Source organism: Nocardia implantans (assembly GCF_035544775.1).
Classification (GTDB): Bacteria; Actinomycetota; Actinomycetes; order Mycobacteriales; family Mycobacteriaceae; genus Nocardia; species Nocardia implantans.
The window spans coordinates 17,263-38,678 of sequence record NZ_JAYKYQ010000013.1; the positions used below are offsets into that span (position 1 = coordinate 17,263).

Sequence of the window (21,416 nt, forward strand, 5' to 3'; positions counted from 1 at the left end):
CATCGTCCCGGCGTACGCCCGTGCAGCGGCGTCCGGCGCATCGCTCGCCGCTTTTCGGGAGCCGGCCGGCCGCCAACTAGGCTGCCATCCGTGCGGACGCTGCTGATCGTGAACCCGAATGCCACCTCGACCACACCGGCGACCCGGGACCTCCTGGCGCACGCGTTGGAGAGCCGCACCCAGTTGACCGTTGCGCACACCCAGCACCGCGGCCACGCCGCCGAACTGGCCCAATGGGCAGCCACCAACGAAATGGACCTGATCGTCGTGCACGGCGGCGACGGGACGGTCAACGAGACCATCAACGGCTTCCTGCCGCTGCCCGTCCTCGACGACGGTCAAGCCTGGTTGCCGCGCCTCGGCGTGATCCCTGGCGGCTCGGCCAATGTCTTCGCCAGGGCGCTCGGCATCTCCCCCGACCCGGTGACCGCGACCAACCAGCTCATCGACCTGCTCACACTGGACGCCGATCGCCGGATCGGTCTGGGGCTGGCCGACGACCGCTGGTTCTGCTTCAGCGCCGGCGTCGGACTCGACGCCGACGTGTGCGAGGCGATCGACGCCAGCCGCGCCCGTGGCCGCGCCGCCACTCCGGGCCGCTATGTTCGAACAACAGTGCGACAATTCTTCCGCGCGAAACGGAAGGAACCCGGCGTTCAGGTCGAAATTCCCGGCCGCGATCCCGTGGACGGGGTGCATTACGCCTTCGTTACCAACACCACACCCTGGACATATCTCAACGCCACGCCGGTGCACACCAACCCTGGCACCCGGTTCGAAACCGGGCTCGGAGTGTTCGCGGTGCGCTCGATGGCCGTCCTCCCCACGCTCCTGCTCGCGCGACACCTCCTCGCGGCCAACGGGAATCCCAAGTCCCGCAATTTATTTCGCGAAGACGACGTTCCCGCCGTACGAATCGAGGCCAAAGAACCGATCGGCCTGCAAATCGATGGCGACTTCATCGGCAAGCGCAACGTGGTGGATTTCACTGCCGTGCCCGACGTGCTCGCCGTCGTCGCGCCGCGACCGCGCTGACGGGCGAAACACCGCGAAAAACATCGCGGGTAGTGCTGCGAAAAGCCGGTAGAGCGAGTACAAAGGACCGGGCAGGCTTCCCAACACGGGGGCCTTCAGAGCGTGAGCTTCCCCACGGTGCACCGCGTGCCTATTGACATCTACGGTGTTCGTGAAAGCATTCACAAGCAACCGTGCGGAAACATTCGAGTCGCACAAGTGAACGATCCACAAACCATCGGCGCCCTGCGCGGCGCCCAGCAAAGGAGCAGAGGAATGGACTGGCGCCACAAGGCCATCTGTCGCGATGAGGACCCCGAGCTGTTTTTCCCCGTGGGTAACAGTGGTCCGGCGCTCGCACAGATTGCCGATGCCAAGCTGGTCTGCGCTCGCTGCCCCGTAACCGCCGACTGCCTGTCCTGGGCCCTGAAGTCCGGACAAGACGCCGGCGTGTGGGGTGGTATGAGCGAAGACGAGCGCCGGGCGCTCAAGCGTCGCAACGCGCGCACCCGCACCCGCACCGTCGTCTGATCCAGAGACGACCGGCCTTACCGGGCCATTCAGCCCGGCCCGGTAACGCATTTCAGCCCGGCACCCGACGGTGCCGGGCTGTGTTGTTTTTGTACGCTCGTCCGCGAACTGGAAATGATCGGTCTCGCTTCGCGACGAATCCGGAAGCCGATCAATGCGGTTGCCTCGGACGGCAATATCGGCAGCGCGGATAACCGCGCGACACCGCCGCGGTTCGACTCGCGATCCAGCGGAACCTGTGGGAAAGTGGTTGGTTTCCAAGCGGCTTCGCACGGTCGCCAATCCATGCGACACCTCGCATTCCACTCGATGCGGACATTCACGAAGTCACCGCGCGGCAAGCCGCGAACGACACCTCGGTAGCGGCCCGCCCGCGACATCCGAGCAACAGCGCGCGGCGAGGGCGGACGCGACCGATATCGCGGCGGCGGAAACGCCGCCGCTCGCTCTCGACGTGGAGCTACCGCGCTGTACCCCTCGCGTACCGAACGGGCCGGTCAGCGGCCGGAACGACGCCCCAGCGGGACGCGCAGGACGGCATCGGTGCCGATGTCGGCGCCGGGGTGCAGGCCGATGGAACCGCCGAGTTCGGCGGTCACCAGGGTGCGCACGATCTGGAGGCCGAGCCGATCGGAGGATTCCAGGCTGAATCCGGGCGGCAGACCGCGGCCGTCGTCGCTGATGATCACGTCCAGCCAGCGGGCCGAACGCTCGGAACGGATTGTCACCGTGCCGTTTTCGCCGGAATCGAAGGCGTGCTCGATGGCGTTCTGCACCAGTTCGGTGAGCACCATCACCAACGGGGTCGCGCGCTCGGCGGAGAAGACGCCGAGGGAGCCGGCGCGGCGCACTTTGATGCGCGCGGTGTGCACCGTGGCCACGTCGGCCATGATCGGCAGCAGCCGGTCGACGACCTCGTCCAGATCGACCTCTTCGTCCACCGACATCGACAGCATCTCGTGCACCGAGGCGATGGAGGTGACCCTGCGCACCGATTCGGTGAGCGCGACCTGCGCCTCCTCGTTCTCGGTGCGGCGGGCTTGCAGGCGCAGCAGCGCGGCGACGGTCTGTAGGTTGTTCTTGACCCGGTGGTGGATCTCCCGGATGGTGGCGTCCTTGCTCAGCAGCGCGCGATCGCGCCGCTTCACCTCGGTGACGTCGCGCACCAGCACCGCGGCGCCTGCCAGCTCACCGTGCGGGCGCAGCACGAGGGTGCGCAGCAGCACGGTGGCTCCGCGCGCCTCGACCTCCATCCGCCGCCCGGTGCGCCCGGCCAGAGCGGCTTGGATGTCGCCGACCACCTCTTGGGCGTCGAACGGGTCGGTGATCAGCGAACGGGTGGTGGCGGCGAGATCCTGACCTGCCAGGTCGGCTTGCAGACCCATCCGGTGATAGGCCGACAAGGCGTTGGGGCTGGCGTAGACGACGATGCCCTCGGTGTCGAGGCGGATGAACCCGTCTCCCGCGCGCGGGCTGGAATGGGTGGCGGCGCGATCCTCCGTGGTCGGGAAGGTGCCGTCGGCGATCATCTGGCACAGGTCGTCGGCGCACGCCACGTAGGCGCTCTCCAGCTGACTGCGCACCCGGGAACGTTGCATGTCGGTGTCCCGGCTCAGTACCGCGATCACGTCGTCGCCGCAGCGGACCGGGATGGCCTCGCGGATCGCGTGCACCGGATGCGGGTGGTAGACGCCCGACGCCTCGACCTCGCTGTCTGATCGCACGATCTCGCCGCTGACCAGGGCGTCGAACACCTGCGGATGGTCTGCCCGCAGGGCGACCGTGCCCACCAGGTCCTCCTGGTGCACGGTGGGAGCGGTGGTGGGACGGCACTGCGCGACGCAGACGATGTCCGCGCCCTCGGTCACCGGTCCGGCGCCGACCCACAGCAGCAGATCGGCGAAGGACAGATCGGACAGCAGCTGCCAATCACCCACCACTCGCTGCAGATGATCCACGGCGACGCCGGGGAGGTCGGTGTGCTCGGCCAGCAGCTCGCTCAGTGTCGCCATGCAGATCTACCGCCGCAATCGATCAGGAGATGACCGCGATCAGGTGGCCCGCCTTGATCGCGTCGCCTTCCTTCACGCCGATCGAGGTCACCGTGCCGCTGGACTCCGCGACCACAGGGATCTCCATCTTCATCGACTCGAGGATCACCAGGGTGTCGCCTTCCTTCACCTCGTCGCCCTCCTTGGCGACCACCTGGTAGACGACCGACACCAGTTCGGCGAGCACTTCCTCAGCCATGACACCCCATATCCTCGTTGGCCTGCATCCGCTGACGGTACAGCCAACCACACGTGAAAGAATGGCCTTCAACCAGAAGGGAGACTACTCATGGGTAAGCGCGGACGTAAGAAGCGTAGCCGCAAGGGGAACGCAGCCAACCACGGCAAGCGGCCCAACGCCTGAGCGACGCTCGGCCCGCAAGCACGAAGCGGCACGCACTTCCAGCAGGAAGGCGTGCCGCTCGTGTCTCACCGATCGGACTAGTCGGAGGTCTCGACCGAAGTCTCCTTGGTCACGAACGTCCGGCGCAGCTCGACGGTCAGGCGTTCACGCAGCGACGCGGGCGCGCGATCACCGCCGCACTTGCGGCTGAGCAGGCTCTTGATCTTCTCTTCGATGCCGTAGGCCTCGATACAAGGGCTGCAGTGCTCCATGTGGTGCTGCAACCGTTCCCGAGTCGCGTCGTCGCACTCCCCATCCAGCATCAACCACACGTCGGCGAGCACCGCCGTGCAGTCGAGTTCCATGTCGGGGTCCCGCTCGGTACTCACTGCTTGACCTCCTGGCGTTCCCCCGAACGGTTGAATCCGCGCTCCCGCGCGACATCGGCGAGCAGACCCTTGAGCTGTTTCCGGCCGCGGTGCAGCCGGGACATCACCGTGCCGATGGGCGTGCCCATGATGTCGGCGATCTCCTTGTACGGGAAACCCTCGACGTCGGCGTAGTACACCGCCATACGGAACTCCTCCGGAAGTTCCTGCAGCGCGGCCTTGATGTCGTCGTCCGGCAACGCGTCCAGCGCCTCGACCTCGGCCGACCGCAGGCCCTGCGAGGTGTGCTCCGCGGTCGCGGCCAGCTGCCAGTCGGTGATCTCGTCGGTCGGATACTGCGCGGGCTGGCGCTGCTTCTTGCGGTAGGAGTTGATGTAGGTGTTGGTCAGGATCCGGTACAGCCAGGCACGCAGGTTGGTGCCCTCCCGGAACGACTTGAAGCCCTGGTAGGCCTTCACGTAGGTCTCCTGGACCAGGTCCTCGGCATCCGCCGGGTTCCTGGTCATGCGCAGCGCGGCGCCGTAGAGCTGGTCGAGCAGCGGGAGCGCGTCCCGTTCGAACCGCTGTGCCAGCTCGGCATCGTCGACGGCGGCGACATCGTCGGCCGCCACGTCATCGTCGCTCGTCACACCTGTCCCTTCGATCGCCGTACCTGCCAAATCTACCGGCATCGGCACATCGAAGGAGAATCCGCCGTCGGTCCGGGACACCTCGGTCCCCACCGGACGGTCGTCGAGCAGCACGGGCACAGGCATCTCCTTGTCGTCTCCATAGGGCCTGCTCACCGGTGGAAAGCATTCCGAGCGCGGTGTACCGGCTACAACATGCTCGAGCCGTCCGGTGTTCCCACCGGCCCGCGGGCGCCCGGCGAATTCGCGCGAAATCCCGTTGCGGGCCCGGCTGCGGCCGTCGTTAGGGTGTGGCTCATGGCAGCAGGCTCGACTCCGGCGATCCGCGCGTTGACCCAGGCGAAGGTGGCCCACCGGGTGCACACCTACCAGCACGATCCGCGCTCCGACTCCTACGGCACCGAGGCGGTCGACGCGCTCGGCGCCGAACTGGGGGTCGCGGCCGGGCAGATCTTCAAAACCTTGGTCATCGAACTCGCCACCGGCTCGCTCGCGGTGGCCGTGCTCCCGGTGCCGAACACGTTGTCGCTCAAGGCCGCGGCGGCCGCGCTCGGCGCGTCCAAGGCGAGCATGGCGGACAAGACGCGGGCGGAGAAGACGACCGGGTACGTCCTCGGTGGCATCTCCCCGCTCGGTCAACGCAAGCGGCTGCCCACCGTGATCGACGAATCGGCGCTGACCTGGGACCGGATGCTGTGCAGCGCAGGACGGCGCGGACTGGAGATCGAACTTGCGCCCGCCGACCTGATCCGGCTGACCGGCGCGGTGACCGCGCCCGTGACATCCGCGTAATTCGGCCACGATCGCCGCGATCTGTGCGTTACTGAACAGGCCAGATCGAACCGACTCGAGGATGTGATGCGAATGTCTACGCAGCAGCGTTTGCGCACCGTGATCGTCGCGTTGTTCGGAACTCTCGTCGTGGCTCTCGGTTCGGTAACGCTCCTCGCCCCCGAGGCAGCCGCCGCACCGGACAGCCCGCAGGTCACGCAGGTCAGCGATTCCGTGTTCGACTTCGACGGTCAGGGTTCGAAGAGTGACGACAAGGCCGGGAAAGCCGAGAAGCTGAGCGGCACTGTCACCACCAAGCTGATCGACCTGGTCGCCGGAATCATCAAGTGCGGGCTGAATATCGCTTCACCCAGCGTGAAGTGCAGTCTGTAATTTTTGCAGCGCCTGCGGCGCTGCGTGTTCGCGGCCCCCTTATGGCTCGCGTTCGACCGGCCGACGCTTGCTCCTTCGTCGCCTACGCGTCGACCGGTCGAACGCGATCCGGGCCGCGAACGGAGGATGCTCGGTCTCGCTTCGCTCGGAAGACGTGGTGGAGGTCGGCTGGGCACGTCAGCGGTCTTAGTCACGATTCAGCGCGCGCCCGATGGCGACCGTCCAGTCGAGCGCCACCCACGGCGCTCGGAATGCGGCTTCAACTGATGGAGCTGGGTCCGGCGACGAACGGCGGATGCTCGGTCTCGCTATCTCTAGGCCGGAGCTGGGTTGATGCCGTTTGTGCAGGGGCGGTCGCTGCGAGACGTGAGCGCGGTGCATAGCGCGGCCTTCGATCGCCCATCGCGCACGCAAGTCTTCACGGTGGAGATCCGAGTCGGGCCGATATCCGATTGCGCGTCACTCCGCACGAACAGGACCGTTGTTTGCAGTTGCGCGGGAGTCCGGGCGTTGGTCAGTGAACCTTTACAGCAGGCTGATCTGCTCGGCTTCCTTCTGTTCATCCACTGGGGCGAGTAGTTCCGGGCCGTTGTTGCGGACGCTGTTGACCAGGGCGGGCACCGGGCGGGGCACGATTCCGGCGACGACCTCCTCGGAAGGGGTCTCCAGCAGGCTCGCGGGAGCCGGGTGATCGGGGTCCAGCCAGGCGTCCCAGTGTTCGCGGGGCATGGGCAGCGGCATACGGTCGTGGATGCGGGTGAGGTCGCCGACCGCGTCGGTGGTGAGGATGGTGCACGACAGCAGCGGGGCGCTCTCCGGCTGCGAACGGTCGCGCCAGACCGACCACAGACCTGCCATGTAGAGCCGGGAACCGTCCGCGTTGGCCATGTAGTACGGGTGCTTGGCGACCTTGCCTTTTCCGCCCTTGTCGCCGTTCGGCTCGACGACCCACTCGTACCAGCCGTCCATCGGCACCAGGCAGCGCCGGTATTTCACCGCGTCACGGAAGGAAGGCGTGGTGGCGGCCTTGTCGGCGCGGGCGTTGAACAGCGGTTTGCCTTTGACCGGGACGCCTGGCTCGGCCGCTTTCGTCCACACCGGGATCAGTCCCCAGCGCATGCGCCGGATACGCAGTTTGGGGTCATCGTCTTCGCGGCCTTGGTCGTGCCGCTCGACCACGGTGAGCACCTGGGTGGTCGGAGCGACGTTGTAATTGGTGAACGAACCCTGGTCGGCCGCGCCGGTCTCATCGATCGCATCCAATTCGACCGCGAGCCTGCCGGGGTTGGTCGTGGTCGCATATCGTCCGCACATATCCCGATAGTCCCACTTGCCACCGACAGCGTCGGGAAGAATTGGTGCATAGCTGATGACCTGTTGAGAGTTGTGGCATAGCATTCTCTCATCGGAAGGACGGGTCGCCCGTCCACTCGGACCCGCGCATCGACCGTCCACCGCAGACGGCAAGAGGAGAACCACTGTGACATCCACCGACACCAAACCCGCCGATCACGACACGGCACTGACGTCGGTCAATCCGGCGACAGGCGAGGTGATCGGCACGCACGTCATCGCCGACGACGCGGCGGTCGCCGCCGCGGTCGCCAAGGCGCGCGCAGCCGCCGCCACGTGGGGCGCGCTGAGTTTCGACCAGCGGCGCACGCATCTGCTGCGCTGGTCGAGCAGGCTGGTGCAGAAATCGGAGGAATTCTGCGCGCTGATCCACGCCGAGAACGGCAAGCCGGTCGACGACGCCTTCCTGGAATTGATGCTCGCCCTCGAGCACATCTCCTGGGCGGCCAAGAACGCCAAGAAGGTGCTCGGCCCGAAGAAGGTCTCCCCCGGCGCGTTGATGTCGAACTTCAGCGCCCGGCTCGAGCAGCGCCCGCTCGGCGTCGTCGGCGTGATCGGTCCGTGGAACTACCCGGTCTACACGCCCAACGGCTCCATCGCCTACGCGCTGGCCGCGGGCAACACCGTCGTGTTCAAGCCGAGCGAGTACTCCACGAGCATCGGCAACTTCCTCGCCGACGCGTTCGCCGAAGCCAATCGCGAACTGCCAGAGGGCGTCTTCATCACGATCAACGGGTATGGCGCCACCGGCGCGGCGCTGGTCCGCTCGGACATCGACAAGATCGCGTTCACCGGCTCCACCGCCACCGGTAAGCGGATCATGGCCGCCGCCGCCGAGCGGCTCACCCCCGTGCTGCTCGAGTGCGGCGGCAAGGACGCGGTGATCGTCGCCCCCGACGCCGACATCAAGGCCGCGGCCGACGCGGTCGCCTGGGGCGCCACCGCCAACAGCGGCCAGACCTGCGCCGGCGTCGAGCGGGTCTACGTCGACCGTTCGGTGCGCGAGGAGTTCGTCGCGGAGGTCAAGCGCATCCTCACCGACATCAAGCCCGGCTCCGACGACAAGGCCGCCTACGGCCCGATGACCATGCCGAGCCAGATCGACATCGTGCGCCGCCACATCGATGACGCGCTGAAGAACGGCGGCACCGCGGTGCTCGGCGGCCCCGAATCGGTCAAGGCGCCGTTCATCGAACCCGTCGTGCTGGTCGACGTGGACGAGAACTCCGAGGCGGTGGCCGAGGAGACCTTCGGCCCGACCATCACCATCCGCACCGTCGACAGCGTCGACGAAGCGGTGAAACTGGCCAACAACTCCAAGTACGGCCTGTCCTCCGCGGTCTACTCGAAGAAGAACGGCCTGGACATCGCACGCAAGCTGCGCGTCGGCGCCACCTCGGTGAACTCCGTGCTCGCCTTCGCCGCCATCCCCGGCCTGCCCTTCGGCGGCGTCGGCGATTCCGGCATCGGCCGCATCCACGGCGAACCGGGCCTGCGCGAGTTCACCCGCCCGCACTCGATCGCGGTGCAGCGCTTCACCGTTCCCGGCATGGCGTTGCTGAGCTACAGCCGCACCGACTCCACGATGAAGCTGCTGCGCAAGCTCGTCCCGTTCCTGCACGGACGGCACAAGTAAGAACCCGACGGCCGGGGCCGGGCACTCGACCCCATCGAGCGCCCGGCCCCGCGCCATAGGTGAGACCAACCGAGCATCCGCCAGGTGAACGCGCCTGCGAGGCGCTATGAGACCGGACGAAGTCGGCCGCGCGTCGTCCGCGCCCCCGATGACAACCGGGGCACTCGACCGGCACAGCTCGCGTGCATCCCCGATCCGGTGTGTTTTCCACCGCAACAACTTCGGCCGACCCGCCGGGTCGGAGCGAGACCGAGCATGCGCCATCCGCCGCCGCGTGGTGACAAGAACAAGCGGCAGCCGAGCCGAACCACTACAAACCATGCACCAGTAGGGGTCGATACCGACGCACCGCACTGCAACCACGCCTTCCGAGCGCAGCGAGACCGAACACCCCGCTCGCGGCCAGCGAGCCCACCAAGAGGCCGCGAACACGCAGCACCGCAGGCGACAAACGACAACGGCAGTCGGACCCGATCCGGCACCGCCCACCACAAACCGCATGCACTCGATAGCAAGCTCGGACACCGACGCGCCCAGCGCACCGCAACCACGTCTTTCGAGCGAAGCGAGACCAAGCATGCGCGTTCGCGGCCCGGCTCGCGTTTGCGTGGCCGCCGCGTACGCGACGAAGGAGCAAGCGGCGGTCGCGCAAACGCGAGCCATGAGAGGGCCGCGAACACGCAGCGCCGAAGGCGCTGCCAATCAGCACCGTGTGATGATGGACTGGTGAACTTTTGGCCAGCGCCCCATGTCGAGGTCCCCGTACACGCGACCGTGACCCTGCCCGGGTCGAAATCGATCACGAACCGGGCGCTCATCCTGGCCGCCCTTGCCGACGGTCCCTCCACCATCACCGGTGCGCTGCGCAGCCGGGACACGAACCTGATGATCGCCGCGCTGTGCGCGCTCGGCGTCGGCATCGAGGGTGAGGGCGACACGTTGACCGTCACTCCGGCCCCGCTGGGCGGCGGCACGGTCGACTGCGGGCTCGCGGGCACGGTGATGCGCTTCTTGCCGCCGGTCGCCGCCTTGGCGTCGGGCGATGTGGCCTTCGACGGTGACGAGCAGGCCAGGATCCGGCCGCTGCGCACCATACTGGACGCGCTGCGCTCGCTCGGCGCCGATATCGACGGCGACGCCTTGCCGTTCACCGTGCACGGCACCGGCGCGCTGCGCGGCGGCACCGTGACGATCGACGCGTCCGGATCCTCGCAGTTCGTCTCGGGTCTGCTGCTGTCGGCCGCGCGCTTCGACGAGGGCTTGGTGGTGCACCACGACGGCAAGGCGCTGCCGTCTATGCCGCACATCGAGATGACCGTGGAGATGCTGCGCCGCGCAGACGTGCGGGTGCAGGCGCCCGCGGACAGCTTCAAGGCGCAGACCTGGACCGTCGAGCACGGGCCGATCCGCGCGGTGGACTGGGAGGTGGAGCCGGACCTGTCCAACGCCACCCCGTTCCTGGCCGCGGCCGCGATCACGGGCGGAACGGTCAGCATCCCGCACTGGCCGCGGCTGACCACCCAGCCGGGTGACGTCATCCGCGAGATCCTGGTGCGCATGGGCGCGGAAGCGCGGATCTTCGACGGCGTGCTCACCGTGCACGGCCCCGACCGGCTCGCGGGCATCGATATCGACCTGCACGACGTGGGCGAGCTGACGCCCACCGTGGCGGCGCTGGCCGCGCTGGCCGACTCGCCGTCCGTGCTGCGCGGCATCTCCCATCTGCGTGGGCACGAGACCGACCGGCTGGCCGCGCTGTCCACCGAGATCAACCGCCTCGGCGGCAAGGTGACCGAGACCGAGGACGGACTGGAGATCGTGCCCGCCGACCTGCACGGCGGCAAATGGCATTCCTACGCCGACCACCGGATGGCCACGGCGGGAGCCATTCTCGGCCTTCGGGTGCCCGGCGTGGAGATCGAGGACATCGGGACCACGGCCAAGACCCTGCCGAATTTCGTCGCCTTGTGGGAGCAGATGCTCGAGCCCGCGCTATCCGACGAGGGAGCGGCGCACTGAACCGGGGACGACGATCAGCGGCCAGCTACGACGAATCCGACGTCCGGGTTCGTCCGGGGCGCAGTTCCCGTCCCCGCACGAAGACCCGGCCGCAGCACAACGACGCCCAGTCGGCCATGGTGGTGTCGGTCGACCGGGGCCGGTGGGGATGCGTCCTCGGCGGTGATCCGGATCGCCGCATCGTCGCGATGCGCGCCAGGGAGCTGGGCCGCACGCCGATCGTGGTCGGCGACCAGGTGGACGTGGTCGGCGACCTGTCCGGGCGACCGGACACCCTCGCGCGTATCGTCCGGGTCGCCGACCGCAGGACGGTGCTGCGCCGCACCGCCGACGACACCGATCCGTTCGAGCGCATCGTGGTCGGCAACGCGGAGCGGCTGTTCATCGTGGTCGCGCTCGCCGACCCGCCCCCGCGCACCGGTTTCGTGGAGCGCGCCATGGTCGCCGCCTATGCCGGTGGGCTGCAACCGGTTCTGTGCTTGACCAAGCACGATCTGGCGGCCGATTCCGAATTCGCGGCCACGTTCGAGGATCTCGATCTCACCATCGTCTACGGCGGCATCGACGATCCGCTCGATCCGGTCCTCGACCTGCTCACCGATCACCTCACCGCGCTGATCGGCCACTCCGGCGTCGGCAAGTCGACGCTGGTCAATCGTCTTGTCCCGGAAGCGGAGCGGGCCGTGGGCGAGGTGTCCGGCGTTGGCAAGGGCAAGCACACCTCCACCCAGTCGGTGGCGCTCCCCCTGCCCGGAGGCGGCTGGGTCATCGACACACCCGGCGTGCGATCGTTCGGCCTGGCGCACATCACCCCGGACGACGTGATCGCCGCGTTCACCGACCTCGCCGACGCCATCGAGGACTGCCCGCGGGGCTGCACCCATCTCGGCCCGCCCGCCGATCCGGAATGCGCGCTGGACCAGCTGCCGGGCAAGGAACACCGGGTGGTCGCCATCCGCCGTCTGCTCGTCGCCCTCATGTCCAACGACCCCTGGTGATCGTCTCGGCCTACCGCGACGGTGCGGGACCGCCCGGTTCGCGCCGCCGTTTCCGGCCTCGATGCGCGCTGGCCCCGGCGCGTCCGGACCGGAAGCAGCCGGAGCTCCCGAACGACCCCTCGTGATCGGTCGAAAGCCTCTACCGCACAGCGGGTCCCGCTAACGTTCGGGCCCTGCCGCCGAGGGCTCGGAGCGTTGTCCATGCCCTCCGAAGGCAATCCGCCTATCCCTTGTCTCGAGGACCTATGGACAGCTCTGCCCGCGCGAAAGCCACCATGTACAACACATTTCTCGTCGCCACCACGGCGGCCGCACTGCTGCTCGGCGGCAGCCAGACCGCCCTCGCCGCACCCGGTTCCGGCTCGGCGTCCGGCAGTTCCGGATCGGCGTCGGGCAGTTCCGGATCGGCGGGAGGAAGCTCTGGACCTGCCCGCAGCGCCGCGGACCGGAAGTTCCTACGCGAAAGCTATTACGCCGGAGCCGATTACGACGTCCAAGACGCGGCGATAGCGCTGGCGCATTCGGAGTGCAACTGGCTCGACGCGCACGGCAATTCGGCCCGCAATCACATCACACTCGCCGAGAGTTCTCGCGACGCCGTCGAGTATCCCTACATCTTCTTGGACGCCGCGATCGATGCGTACTGTCCGTGGAACAGCATCTGACCCTCCGAATCATCCGAGAACGACGAAGGCGCCCAGAGAAGCTCTGAGCGCCTTCGTAGTTCAGCGGATCAGTGGCGGCGGCGGGACTTCGGGCCGCGGCGGCCCTTCGCCTCCGCGCGGGCGGCCTCGCGGCGCTCGCGCCGGGTCTGCTGCGGGCCACCGTCCACGCCGTACTCCTCGGCGTCGCTGTGCACCGCGGCGCGGCCGCCCTCGTCAGGGCCGGAGTAGCTGAAACCGCGCGGAGCGGTGTCATCGATACCCCTGGCGCGCAGCGCCGCCGGCGCGCCGTGCCCGTTGGCGACCTGCGCCTCCTCGGTGGGCAGCGGACGCGGGGCGGTCATGGCTCCGACCGGCGAACGAAGACCGGTACCGACGGCGACGCCTTCCGGCTGCGGTTGCTGCACCTCGACCTGCAGGTTGAACAGGAAGCCGACCGACTCCTCCTTGAGACCGTCGAGCATCGCGGTGAACATGTCGAAGCCCTCGCGCTGGTACTCCACCAGCGGGTCACGCTGGGCCATCGCGCGCAGGCCGATGCCCTCCTTGAGGTAGTCCATCTCGTAGAGATGTTCCCGCCACTTGCGGTCGAGCACCGACAGCAGCACCTGCCGTTCCAGATTGCGCATGCTGCCCTCGCCCGCGAGACCGTCGATCTCGGCTTCGCGGCGCTCGTAGGCGGCGTGCGCGTCGTCCAGCAGCGCCTCCAGCAGTTCCTCGCGGGTGAGCTCGCCGGCCTCGCCGATGTCGGTTTCGCCGGTCAGGTCCCGGTAGTCCAGGCTCACCGGGTACAGCGTCTTCAGCGCCGTCCACAGCTTGTCCAGATCCCAGTCCTCGACGTAGCCCTCGGCGGTGGCGCCGTCCACGTAAGCGGTGATCACGTCGGTGATCATGCTCTGGACCTGGCCCTCCATGTCCTCGCCGCGCAGGATCCGGTTGCGCTCGCCGTAGATGACGGTGCGCTGCTGGTTCATCACCTCGTCGTACTTGAGCACGTTCTTGCGGATCTCGAAGTTCTGCTGCTCGACCTGCGTCTGCGCGCTCTTGATGGCCTTGGAGACCATCTTCGCCTCGATCGGCACGTCGTCGGGCAGATTCAGCCGGGTCATGATCGCTTCCAGCGCCGCGCCGTTGAACCGGCGCATCAGCTCGTCGCCCAGCGACAGGTAGAAGCGGGACTCACCCGGGTCGCCCTGACGGCCGGAACGGCCGCGCAGCTGGTTGTCGATGCGGCGCGACTCGTGCCGCTCGGTGCCGAGCACGTAGAGGCCGCCGGCGTCGCGCACCGCGTCGGCGTCCTCGGCGGTCTGGGCCTTGACCTGGTCCAGCGTCGGCAGCCAGGCGCGCTCGTACTCCTCCGGCGTCTCGACCGGGTCCAGACCCTGCTTGCGCAGCAGGATGTCGGCGATGATGTCCGGGTTGCCGCCGAGCACGATGTCGGTACCGCGGCCGGCCATGTTCGTGGCGACGGTCACCGCGCCCGGCCTGCCGGCCTCGGCGATGATCTCGGCTTCCTTCTCGTGGAACTTCGCGTTCAGCACGTTGTGCGGAATGCCGCGCTTGGTGAACTGCTTGGACAGGTACTCCGAGCGCTCGACGCTGGTGGTGCCGATCAGCACCGGCTGGCCCTTCTCGTGCCGCTCGGTGACGTCGTCGACCACGGCGGAGAACTTGGCCTCCTCCGTCTTGTAGATCAGGTCGGACTGGTCGGCGCGGATCATCGGCTTGTTGGTCGGGATCGGGACCACGCCGAGGTTGTAGATCTGGTGCAGCTCGGCCGCCTCGGTCTCGGCGGTGCCGGTCATGCCGGAGAGCTTGTCGTAGAGGCGGAAGTAGTTCTGCAGGGTGATCGTGGCCAGGGTCTGGTTCTCCGGCTGGATCTCCACCCCTTCCTTGGCCTCGATCGCCTGGTGCATGCCCTCGTTGTAGCGGCGCCCGACCAGGATGCGGCCGGTGAACTCGTCGACGATGATCACCTCGCCGTCGCGGACGATGTAGTCCTTGTCGCGGGTGTAGAGCTCCTTGGCCTTGATGGCGTTGTTCAGGTAGCTCACCAGCGGCGAGTTGGCGGCCTCGTAGAGGTTGTCGATGCCGAGCTGGTCTTCGACGAACTCGACGCCGGCCTCGTGCACGCCGATCGTGCGCTTCTTGATGTCGACCTCGTAGTGCACGTCCTTCTTCAGCAGCGGCGCGATGCGCGCGAACTCGGCGTACCACTTCGACGACGCGTCGGCGGGACCGGAGATGATCAGCGGGGTGCGCGCCTCGTCGATGAGGATGGAGTCGACCTCGTCGACGATGGCGAAGTTGTGCCCGCGCTGCACCAAGTCGTCCAGCGAGTGCGTCATGTTGTCGCGCAGGTAGTCGAAGCCGAACTCGTTGTTCGTGCCGTAGGTGATGTCGGCGTTGTAGGCCACCCGCCGCTGGGCGGGGCTCATGCCGGACAGGATGACGCCGACCTCGAGGCCGAGGAAGCGGTGCACGCGGCCCATCCACTCCGCGTCGCGCTTGGCCAGGTAGTCGTTCACCGTCACGACGTGCACGCCGTCACCGCTGATCGCGTTCAGGTACGCGGGCAGCACACAGGTCAGGGTCTTGCCCTCACCGGTCTTCATCTCGGCGATGTTGCCGGTGTGCAGCGCCGCGCCGCCCATGACCTGCACCTTGTAGTGCTTCTGGCTGAGCACGCGCCAGGACGCCTCCCGTGCGACCGCGAACGCCTCGGCCATCAACTGGCCGAGCGGATCGGGCTCGCCGTCCTCGACCATCTCGGCGTACCGCTCGCGGAACTCGTCGGTCTTGGCCCGTAGCTCCGCGTCGCTGAGGTCTTCGTACTCCGGTTCGAGGGCGAGGACTTGGTCGGCGAAATGCGAGAGCCGCTTGACAATGCGACCCTCACCAATCCGTAGCAACCTCGTCAGTGTCAGCGCAGGCACGGGTCTCGTCAGTCCTCTGGTCGGTGTGTCAAATCTGTCGTCGGCCCCCGGGCCGGTGCGGCCCACGCGGTTGCGCGGAATCCGCTGCATGCCCCATGGTAATGCTCTGTTCGATGGCAGCGCCTTCGGCGCTGCGTGTTCGCGGCCCCTTTGTGGCTCGCGTCCGAGTGACCGCCGCTGGCGACTTCGTCGCGGACGCGGCGGTCACTCGGACGCGAGCCGGGCCGCGAACGGCGGATGCTCGGTCTCGCTTCGCTCGAAAGACGTGGTTGAGGTGGGTGGTTGCGTGTGGTGGTAGCGGCATGACCTCGGTGTATGCGGCCCTGCGGAGCTGGGTAGCGGTATAGCTGAGCGGTTTCGCAGGAGCGATCACGCCGCCGCGACTGACGCTGGTTCCCGTCCGCCGGCTGTGCCGAGGTGATCGCTGCTCCTGGTTCGGCGGAAGTGGTCGTTCGGTTCGGGTCGGGGCCGAGAGTTGGATCACCTCATCCGCGCCGGTAGGCGCCGTCGGACGCGGCGGAGAGGAGTTGTGGGAACGGCACTGCTTGTGGCTTTCTGGCGAGCGTGATGGCGGCCGCGCGGGAAGTAGGCCAAGCACATGCCTCTCTCGGGTTTCTCGGCAGCGAGGGGTTGGGGTGCAGCTTCGGGCTGGTCGGCGGGCCTGGGCCGTTTCCGGTAGCGCCGCCGGGCGCGATCGGATCTTTGCCCTGCACCTCGGTCCGCCCTGTGATCGAATCGGTTCGCAGAACTCGAGTGGGCCAGCGTGTCATGGAACTCCGGCGCGGAAAAACGTGTACGGAATTCATCAGAAATGGCGCAACAGCCGGGCCGACGGTCGGTGCGGCAGCACAATGAAGCGGGGACGGCATCGGAGAAGGAGCACCGGGCAGCGTGATCACGAGACTGACGCCGCAGGACACGGCCTTCTACCGGCTCGAGTCGAGCAGCAATCCGATCCATATCGGCTCTCTCGCGATCGTGCGGAACACCGAAATCGGCGACGGCGCGGGCGAGGCGATCCTGGACTACGACCGGCTGGTCGATCTGGTCGAGAGCAGGCTCTCGCTGGTGCCCAGATACCGGCGCAAAGTGCGGGAGATCCCGCTGTCGCTCGGGCGGCCGGTATGGGTCGAGGACAGCCGGTTCGACATCACCTACCACGTCCGGCGTTCGGCTCTGCCCGGTCCGGGCACCGACGAGCAGCTGCACGATCTGGTCGCCCGGCTCGTCTCCCACCCCTTGGATCCAGCCCGTCCGCTGTGGGAGATGTACCTGATCGAACGGTTGTCCGACGGCCGCTGCGCCATCTTCACCAAGACGCATGCCGCCCTGGTGGACGGGGACACCGCGCTCGAGATCGGGCACGTGATCCTCGACGCCGGGCCTGCGCCCCGCGAACTGGCCTGCGACGACTGGATCGCCCCGCGCGAGCCCGGCGAGATGGAACTGCTGGTGGGCGCGCTCGCCCATCTCGCCGCACAGCCGCGCAAGGCCGTCGAGGTGGCCAGGGACGCCAGCGCGGGCGCGTTCGCGGTGCTCGGGACGGCGGGCAAGGCGGTCGAGTCGGTCATCGGCGCGGTGCGCACCGCGGCGACCGGAGCGCCCGCCAGCCCCCTGAACACACGTACCTCGCGAAATCGGCGCTTCGACGTGGTGCGCACCGACCTGGCGGACTACCGCACGATCCGCAGGCGGTTCGATTGCTCGACCAACGACGCCATCCTCGCGGTGGTCACCGGCGCGCTGCGCAACTGGCTGCTCTCGCGCGGGGAAGCGCTGACCGAGTCCACCACGCTGCGGGCGGTGGTGCCGATGTCGGTGTACGTCGAGGGGAACGACGGCGACCAGACGCACTCGGCGAGCGAGGTGTCGTCGTTCCTGATCGATCTGCCGGTCGGCGAACCGAACCCGGTGATGCGGTTGTCGCACATCGCGCACGCCACCGAGCTCAACGGACGTCAGCGGCGCGGCGTCCGCGCGCGGACGCTCGTGCACCTGGCCGGTTTCGCTCCGGCCAGCCTGCATGCGATGAGTGTGCGCGCGGCGAGTACGTTCGCAGAACACACGTTCAATCTGGTGATCACCAACGCGCCGGGTCCGCAAGCGCCGATGTACATCGGCGGCGCGCGGATGCTGGAGATGTACCCGGTGTCGCCACTGCTGCGCAATCAGGCGTCGAGCATCGGGATCACGTCCTACGACGGACGTGTCTTCTACGGTCTCAACGCCGACCGCGACGCGATGGCCGACATCGGCGTGCTCGCCACGGCGGTGCGCGATTCCATGGAGGAGATGCTCGGTGCCTGCGTCTGATCAGAAGAAGCTGCGGGTCTACATCCCGGCTACGGTGCCGATGCTGCGCGAGCTGGTCGACAACCGGGAACTGGCTGCCGTCGGCGGGACCGCGTTCGCGGTGACGCCCACGCTGCGCGAGGCCTACGCCTCCGGCGACGACGAGGAACTCGGGGAAGTCGCCATGAACGAGGCCGCGCGCGCTTCACTGCGACTGCTCGCCGCCGAACGCGATGCGGTCTCGCAGGAGGCCGGCGACGAGGACGCGCCGGTCGCGGGCGGCAGCCCGGTCTACCGCCGTGCGGTCATCGCCGCCGACGTGACCGGCGCGAAGCTGCGACCCGACCTCGACGACGCGGTGGTCCGGCTGGCGGGCCCGATCGGCTACCAGCAGATCGCCTCCGTGCACGTCGACCTGGCCGACGCCGAACCTCAGGTGGCCAAGGCCGTCGACGTGGTGGACGCCGCCGATCTCGGCGACACCGACGCGGAGTTCGTCCTCGGCGACGCCGAGGACCATCAATTGGCCTGGTACGCGGCCCAGGAGCTGCCGTTTCTGCTCGAGCTGCTGTGAATCGCGACGGTGGGCGCGCCACTGGCCCACCGCCGTAACCTACGATGCCGTAACCTTGCTGGCGAGGGCCTCCGATCGGCGAGTCGGCGGCCCGCGCATCCGACGACAGGGAGACCAACGGCAGCGATGGGTTCGAAAATTGGGAGCTTCTCCGTGCGAAGTGTCCGCGCGTGGCTGGAGGCGCCTGCCGCGAGTGTCGCGGAGCGCGGCGGCAAGCTGAACGTGCTGCGCGGCGCCGTGGCGCGGGTGACCACACCGTTGCTGCCCGACGACTACCTGCACCTGGCCAACCCGCTGTGGTCGGCGCGCGAGCTGCGCGGGCGCATCGTCGAGGTGCGCAAGGAGACCGCCGACTCCGCGACGCTGGTGATCCAGCCGGGCTGGGGTTTCGACTTCAAATACCAGCCCGGCCAGTACATCGGCATCGGCATCCTGGTCGACGGCCGCTGGCATTGGCGCTCGTACTCGCTGACCTGCCCGCCGGATTGGTCCGACCCCGGCCACGGCGGCAAGCGGCTGATCTCCATCGCCGTGAAGGCGATGCCGGAGGGCTTCCTGTCCAGCCATCTGGTCAGCGGCGTTCCGGTCGGCACCATCGTCCGGCTGGCCGCGCCGCAAGGCGGCTTCGTGCTGCCGTACCCGCCGCCGCGGAAAGTGCTGTTCCTCACCGCGGGCAGCGGCATCACCCCCGTGATGTCCATGCTGCGCGCGATGGACCGTCGCGAGGTGTTCACCGACGTGGCGCACCTGCATTCGGCCCGCACCGCCGACGACGTGATGTTCGGTGCGGAACTGGCCGAGCTGCACGAGCGCAATGCGGGCTTCGACACCCGGCTGCATCTCACCGCAGAGCGGGGCAAGTTCGCCCTCGCCGATCTCGACACCGAGTTCCCGGACTGGCGCGAGCGCCAGACCTGGGCCTGCGGCCCAGCCGGGATGCTCGACGAGATCGAGCAGCACTGGCGCGAGGCAGGCCTGTCGGACCGGCTGCACGTGGAGCGGTTCGAGATCGAGCGCTCCGCGGTCGGCGAAGGCGGCACGGTCACCTTCGGCAAGACCGGCCGCACCGTCGCCGCCGACGGCGCGACCAGCCTGCTCGAGGCAGGCGAGTCGGCGGGCGTTCAGATGCCGTTCGGCTGCCGGATGGGCATCTGCCAGACCTGCGTGGTCACCTTGAGTTCCGGGCACGCGCGCGACCTGCGCAACGGTGAGGAGCGCCGCGAAGGCGACAAGGTGCAGACCTGCATCTCGGCCGCGGCGGGCGACTGCACCCTGGACGTGTAGTCCGCCAGGTACCCTCGAGGTGTATCGAGTAGGGAAAGGACCCCGGTGGCCATCACCGACATCAAGACCTTCGCCCACCTCACGGCGACCGATATCGAGACACTGGGCCAGGAACTCGATTCCATCCGGCGTTCGGTGGAGCTGTCCCGTGGCGAGCGCGACGCGAAATACATCCGGCGCGCGATCGCAGCGCAACGCGGTCTCGAGGTAGCCGCCAGGGTAGTGCTGTTCGGCAGCCGCAACCGCTGGGCCTGGTTGACCGGTACCGCGTTGCTGTCGGTGGCCAAGATCATCGAGAACATGGAGCTCGGGCACAACGTCAGCCACGGGCAATGGGACTGGATGAACGACCCGGAGATCCACTCCAGCTCCTGGGAGTGGGACATGACGGGTCCCTCCGCGCAGTGGCGCCGGGCGCACAACTACTCCCACCACACCTATACCAACGTCCTGGGCAAGGACGAGGATCTCGGGTTCGGCATCCTGCGGATGACCCGCGACGAGCAGTGGCGGCCGATCCACCTGGTGCAGCCGCTGGCGAATCTGCTGCTGGCCGCGACCTTCGAGTGGGGCATCGCGCTGCACGACTGGAGCATCGAGAAGGAGCTGTCGAACACGCCGCGCTGGCACCTGACCTCGGAGCCGAACAGGGCATTCGCGCGCAAGATCTGCCGTCAGGTGGCCAAGGACTTTCTCATCCACCCCGCGCTCACCGGTCCGGCGTTCAAGCACACGTTGAAGGCCAACGCGACGGCGAACCTGGTGCGCAACCTGTGGGCGTACGCGGTGATCTTCTGCGGCCACTTCCCCGACGGCGCGGAGAAGTTCACCATCGAGCAGTTGGAGAACGAGACCAGCGGCGAGTGGTATCTGCGCCAGATGCTCGGCAGCGCGAACTTCAAGGCCGGGCCCGCCATGGCGTTCATGAGCGGCAACCTCTGCTACCAGATCGAGCACCACCTGTTCCCCGATCTGCCGAGCAATCGGTATCCGGAGATCGCGGTGCGCGTGCGCGAGCTGTGCGACAAGTACGACCTGCCTTACACCACCGGGTCGCTGGGCAAGCAGTATCTGCTGGCCTTCCGCACGATCCACAAGCTGGCGCTGCCGGACCGCTTCCTCAAGGCCACCGCCGACAACGCGCCGGAGACCTCGTCGGAACGCAAGTTCGCCGGCATCACGCTGCCGTCACGCGGCACGGAGTCCACCCACTGGCTGCGCGTCGATCCGGAGACCGGCAAGCGGCGCGGTCTGCGTTCGGCGCTGCACGAGGCGAAGATCGTGCTGCGCGAGAAGGCGCGGCAGGAGAAAGAGATGCTCCGCGAGGCCAAAGCGGCCCTGCAGGAGAAGGCCGAACACGAGCGGCAGGTCCTGCGCGATGCCAAGCTCGCGCTCCAGGAGCGCGCCCGCCACGAACAAGCGGCGCTGCGCGAGAAAGCCAAGCGCGACAGGCGTTTTCGCTTCCAGCGAAGGGTGCGCTAACGTACCAGTCGAGCCTCGGTATCGCAATAGGGTATTTGACACATCCCCAAGCCAGATCT

At 67.9% G+C, this 21,416-nt stretch carries 19 protein-coding genes; 13 read left to right on the forward strand and 6 right to left on the reverse strand.

The window, feature by feature from the left end; genetic code table 11:
* Window positions 1-90: 90 nt before the first annotated feature.
* Both U3653_RS26980 and U3653_RS26985 read left to right on the forward strand, forming a co-directional pair.
* Window positions 91-1,035, forward strand: a complete 945-nt coding sequence (locus tag U3653_RS26980) for a diacylglycerol/lipid kinase family protein (protein ID WP_195082010.1) — start codon at window positions 91-93, stop codon at window positions 1,033-1,035.
* A gap of 255 nt (window positions 1,036-1,290) precedes the next feature.
* Window positions 1,291-1,545, forward strand: a complete 255-nt coding sequence (locus tag U3653_RS26985; protein ID WP_011211115.1) for a WhiB family transcriptional regulator — start codon at window positions 1,291-1,293, stop codon at window positions 1,543-1,545.
* Window positions 1,546-2,042: 497 nt separating this feature from the next.
* Here the strand turns inward: U3653_RS26985 and U3653_RS26990 are convergent, their stop codons facing one another.
* The gene (locus tag U3653_RS26990; protein WP_195082011.1) at window positions 2,043-3,557 is read right to left on the reverse strand and encodes a sensor histidine kinase; all 1,515 of its coding nucleotides are present in this window, start codon (window positions 3,555-3,557) and stop codon (window positions 2,043-2,045) included.
* A 22-nt stretch (window positions 3,558-3,579) separates the two neighbouring features.
* Window positions 3,580-3,795, reverse strand: a complete 216-nt coding sequence (locus tag U3653_RS26995) for a biotin/lipoyl-binding carrier protein (RefSeq protein ID WP_067810563.1) — start codon at window positions 3,793-3,795, stop codon at window positions 3,580-3,582.
* 90 nt (window positions 3,796-3,885) lie between these two features.
* Between U3653_RS26995 and U3653_RS33345 the strand changes: the two genes are divergently transcribed.
* The gene (locus U3653_RS33345) at window positions 3,886-3,960 is read left to right on the forward strand and encodes a 50S ribosomal protein bL37 (RefSeq protein WP_022597109.1); all 75 of its coding nucleotides are present in this window, start codon (window positions 3,886-3,888) and stop codon (window positions 3,958-3,960) included.
* Window positions 3,961-4,037: 77 nt separating this feature from the next.
* On the opposite strand, the gene rsrA is transcribed toward U3653_RS33345, so the two are convergent.
* Together rsrA and U3653_RS27005 are read right to left on the reverse strand one after the other, a co-directional pair.
* Window positions 4,038-4,304, reverse strand: coding sequence for a mycothiol system anti-sigma-R factor (rsrA, locus tag U3653_RS27000; RefSeq protein ID WP_195082143.1), 267 nt, complete (start codon window positions 4,302-4,304; stop codon window positions 4,038-4,040).
* A gap of 20 nt (window positions 4,305-4,324) precedes the next feature.
* Window positions 4,325-4,957 carry a sigma-70 family RNA polymerase sigma factor gene (locus U3653_RS27005; RefSeq protein ID WP_051021205.1) on the reverse strand — a complete coding sequence of 211 codons (633 nt, stop codon included), beginning with the start codon at window positions 4,955-4,957 and terminating at the stop codon, window positions 4,325-4,327.
* A gap of 297 nt (window positions 4,958-5,254) precedes the next feature.
* Here U3653_RS27005 and ybaK point away from each other — a divergent pair, with 297 nt between their 5' ends.
* Both ybaK and U3653_RS27015 read left to right on the forward strand, forming a co-directional pair.
* Window positions 5,255-5,749, forward strand: a complete 495-nt coding sequence (ybaK, locus tag U3653_RS27010; protein WP_195046644.1) for a Cys-tRNA(Pro) deacylase — start codon at window positions 5,255-5,257, stop codon at window positions 5,747-5,749.
* 90 nt (window positions 5,750-5,839) lie between these two features.
* Window positions 5,840-6,121: a hypothetical protein gene (locus U3653_RS27015; RefSeq protein WP_195082012.1), complete on the forward strand. Its 282-nt coding sequence runs from the start codon at window positions 5,840-5,842 to the stop codon at window positions 6,119-6,121.
* 525 nt (window positions 6,122-6,646) lie between these two features.
* Here U3653_RS27015 and U3653_RS27020 read toward each other — a convergent pair.
* A complete protein-coding gene (locus U3653_RS27020; protein WP_195082013.1) occupies window positions 6,647-7,435 on the reverse strand; it encodes an SOS response-associated peptidase in 789 nt (262 codons plus the stop codon).
* Between the two features lie 166 nt (window positions 7,436-7,601).
* On the opposite strand from U3653_RS27020, the gene U3653_RS27025 reads away from it, so the two are divergent.
* From U3653_RS27025 to U3653_RS27040, 4 genes are all read left to right on the forward strand, one after another.
* On the forward strand, window positions 7,602-9,110 hold the full coding sequence (locus U3653_RS27025; protein ID WP_195082014.1) for an aldehyde dehydrogenase family protein: 1,509 nt from the start codon (window positions 7,602-7,604) through the stop codon (window positions 9,108-9,110).
* Between the two features lie 726 nt (window positions 9,111-9,836).
* A complete protein-coding gene (gene aroA, locus U3653_RS27030; RefSeq protein ID WP_195082015.1) occupies window positions 9,837-11,129 on the forward strand; it encodes a 3-phosphoshikimate 1-carboxyvinyltransferase in 1,293 nt (430 codons plus the stop codon).
* A gap of 116 nt (window positions 11,130-11,245) precedes the next feature.
* Window positions 11,246-12,127, forward strand: a complete 882-nt coding sequence (gene rsgA, locus U3653_RS27035; protein ID WP_397071473.1) for a ribosome small subunit-dependent GTPase A — start codon at window positions 11,246-11,248, stop codon at window positions 12,125-12,127.
* 245 nt (window positions 12,128-12,372) lie between these two features.
* Window positions 12,373-12,792 (forward strand): DUF732 domain-containing protein, encoded by a 420-nt coding sequence (locus tag U3653_RS27040; RefSeq protein ID WP_067810555.1) that lies wholly within the window; start codon window positions 12,373-12,375, stop codon window positions 12,790-12,792.
* 68 nt (window positions 12,793-12,860) lie between these two features.
* Here U3653_RS27040 and secA read toward each other — a convergent pair whose 3' ends face one another.
* Window positions 12,861-15,725 carry a preprotein translocase subunit SecA gene (gene secA, locus U3653_RS27045; protein ID WP_195082016.1) on the reverse strand — a complete coding sequence of 955 codons (2,865 nt, stop codon included), beginning with the start codon at window positions 15,723-15,725 and terminating at the stop codon, window positions 12,861-12,863.
* A gap of 891 nt (window positions 15,726-16,616) precedes the next feature.
* On the opposite strand from secA, the gene U3653_RS27050 reads away from it, so the two are divergent.
* From U3653_RS27050 to U3653_RS27065, 4 genes are all read left to right on the forward strand, one after another.
* Window positions 16,617-18,038 carry a WS/DGAT/MGAT family O-acyltransferase gene (locus U3653_RS27050; protein ID WP_195082017.1) on the forward strand — a complete coding sequence of 474 codons (1,422 nt, stop codon included), beginning with the start codon at window positions 16,617-16,619 and terminating at the stop codon, window positions 18,036-18,038.
* Window positions 18,039-18,078: 40 nt separating this feature from the next.
* Complete coding sequence (locus U3653_RS27055; protein ID WP_397071490.1) at window positions 18,079-18,591, forward strand: DUF6912 family protein; 513 nt, start codon at window positions 18,079-18,081, stop codon at window positions 18,589-18,591.
* 126 nt (window positions 18,592-18,717) lie between these two features.
* Window positions 18,718-19,875 carry a ferredoxin reductase gene (locus tag U3653_RS27060; protein WP_195082018.1) on the forward strand — a complete coding sequence of 386 codons (1,158 nt, stop codon included), beginning with the start codon at window positions 18,718-18,720 and terminating at the stop codon, window positions 19,873-19,875.
* A gap of 45 nt (window positions 19,876-19,920) precedes the next feature.
* Complete coding sequence (locus U3653_RS27065; RefSeq protein ID WP_195082019.1) at window positions 19,921-21,357, forward strand: fatty acid desaturase; 1,437 nt, start codon at window positions 19,921-19,923, stop codon at window positions 21,355-21,357.
* The last annotated feature ends 59 nt before the right edge of the window (window positions 21,358-21,416 follow it).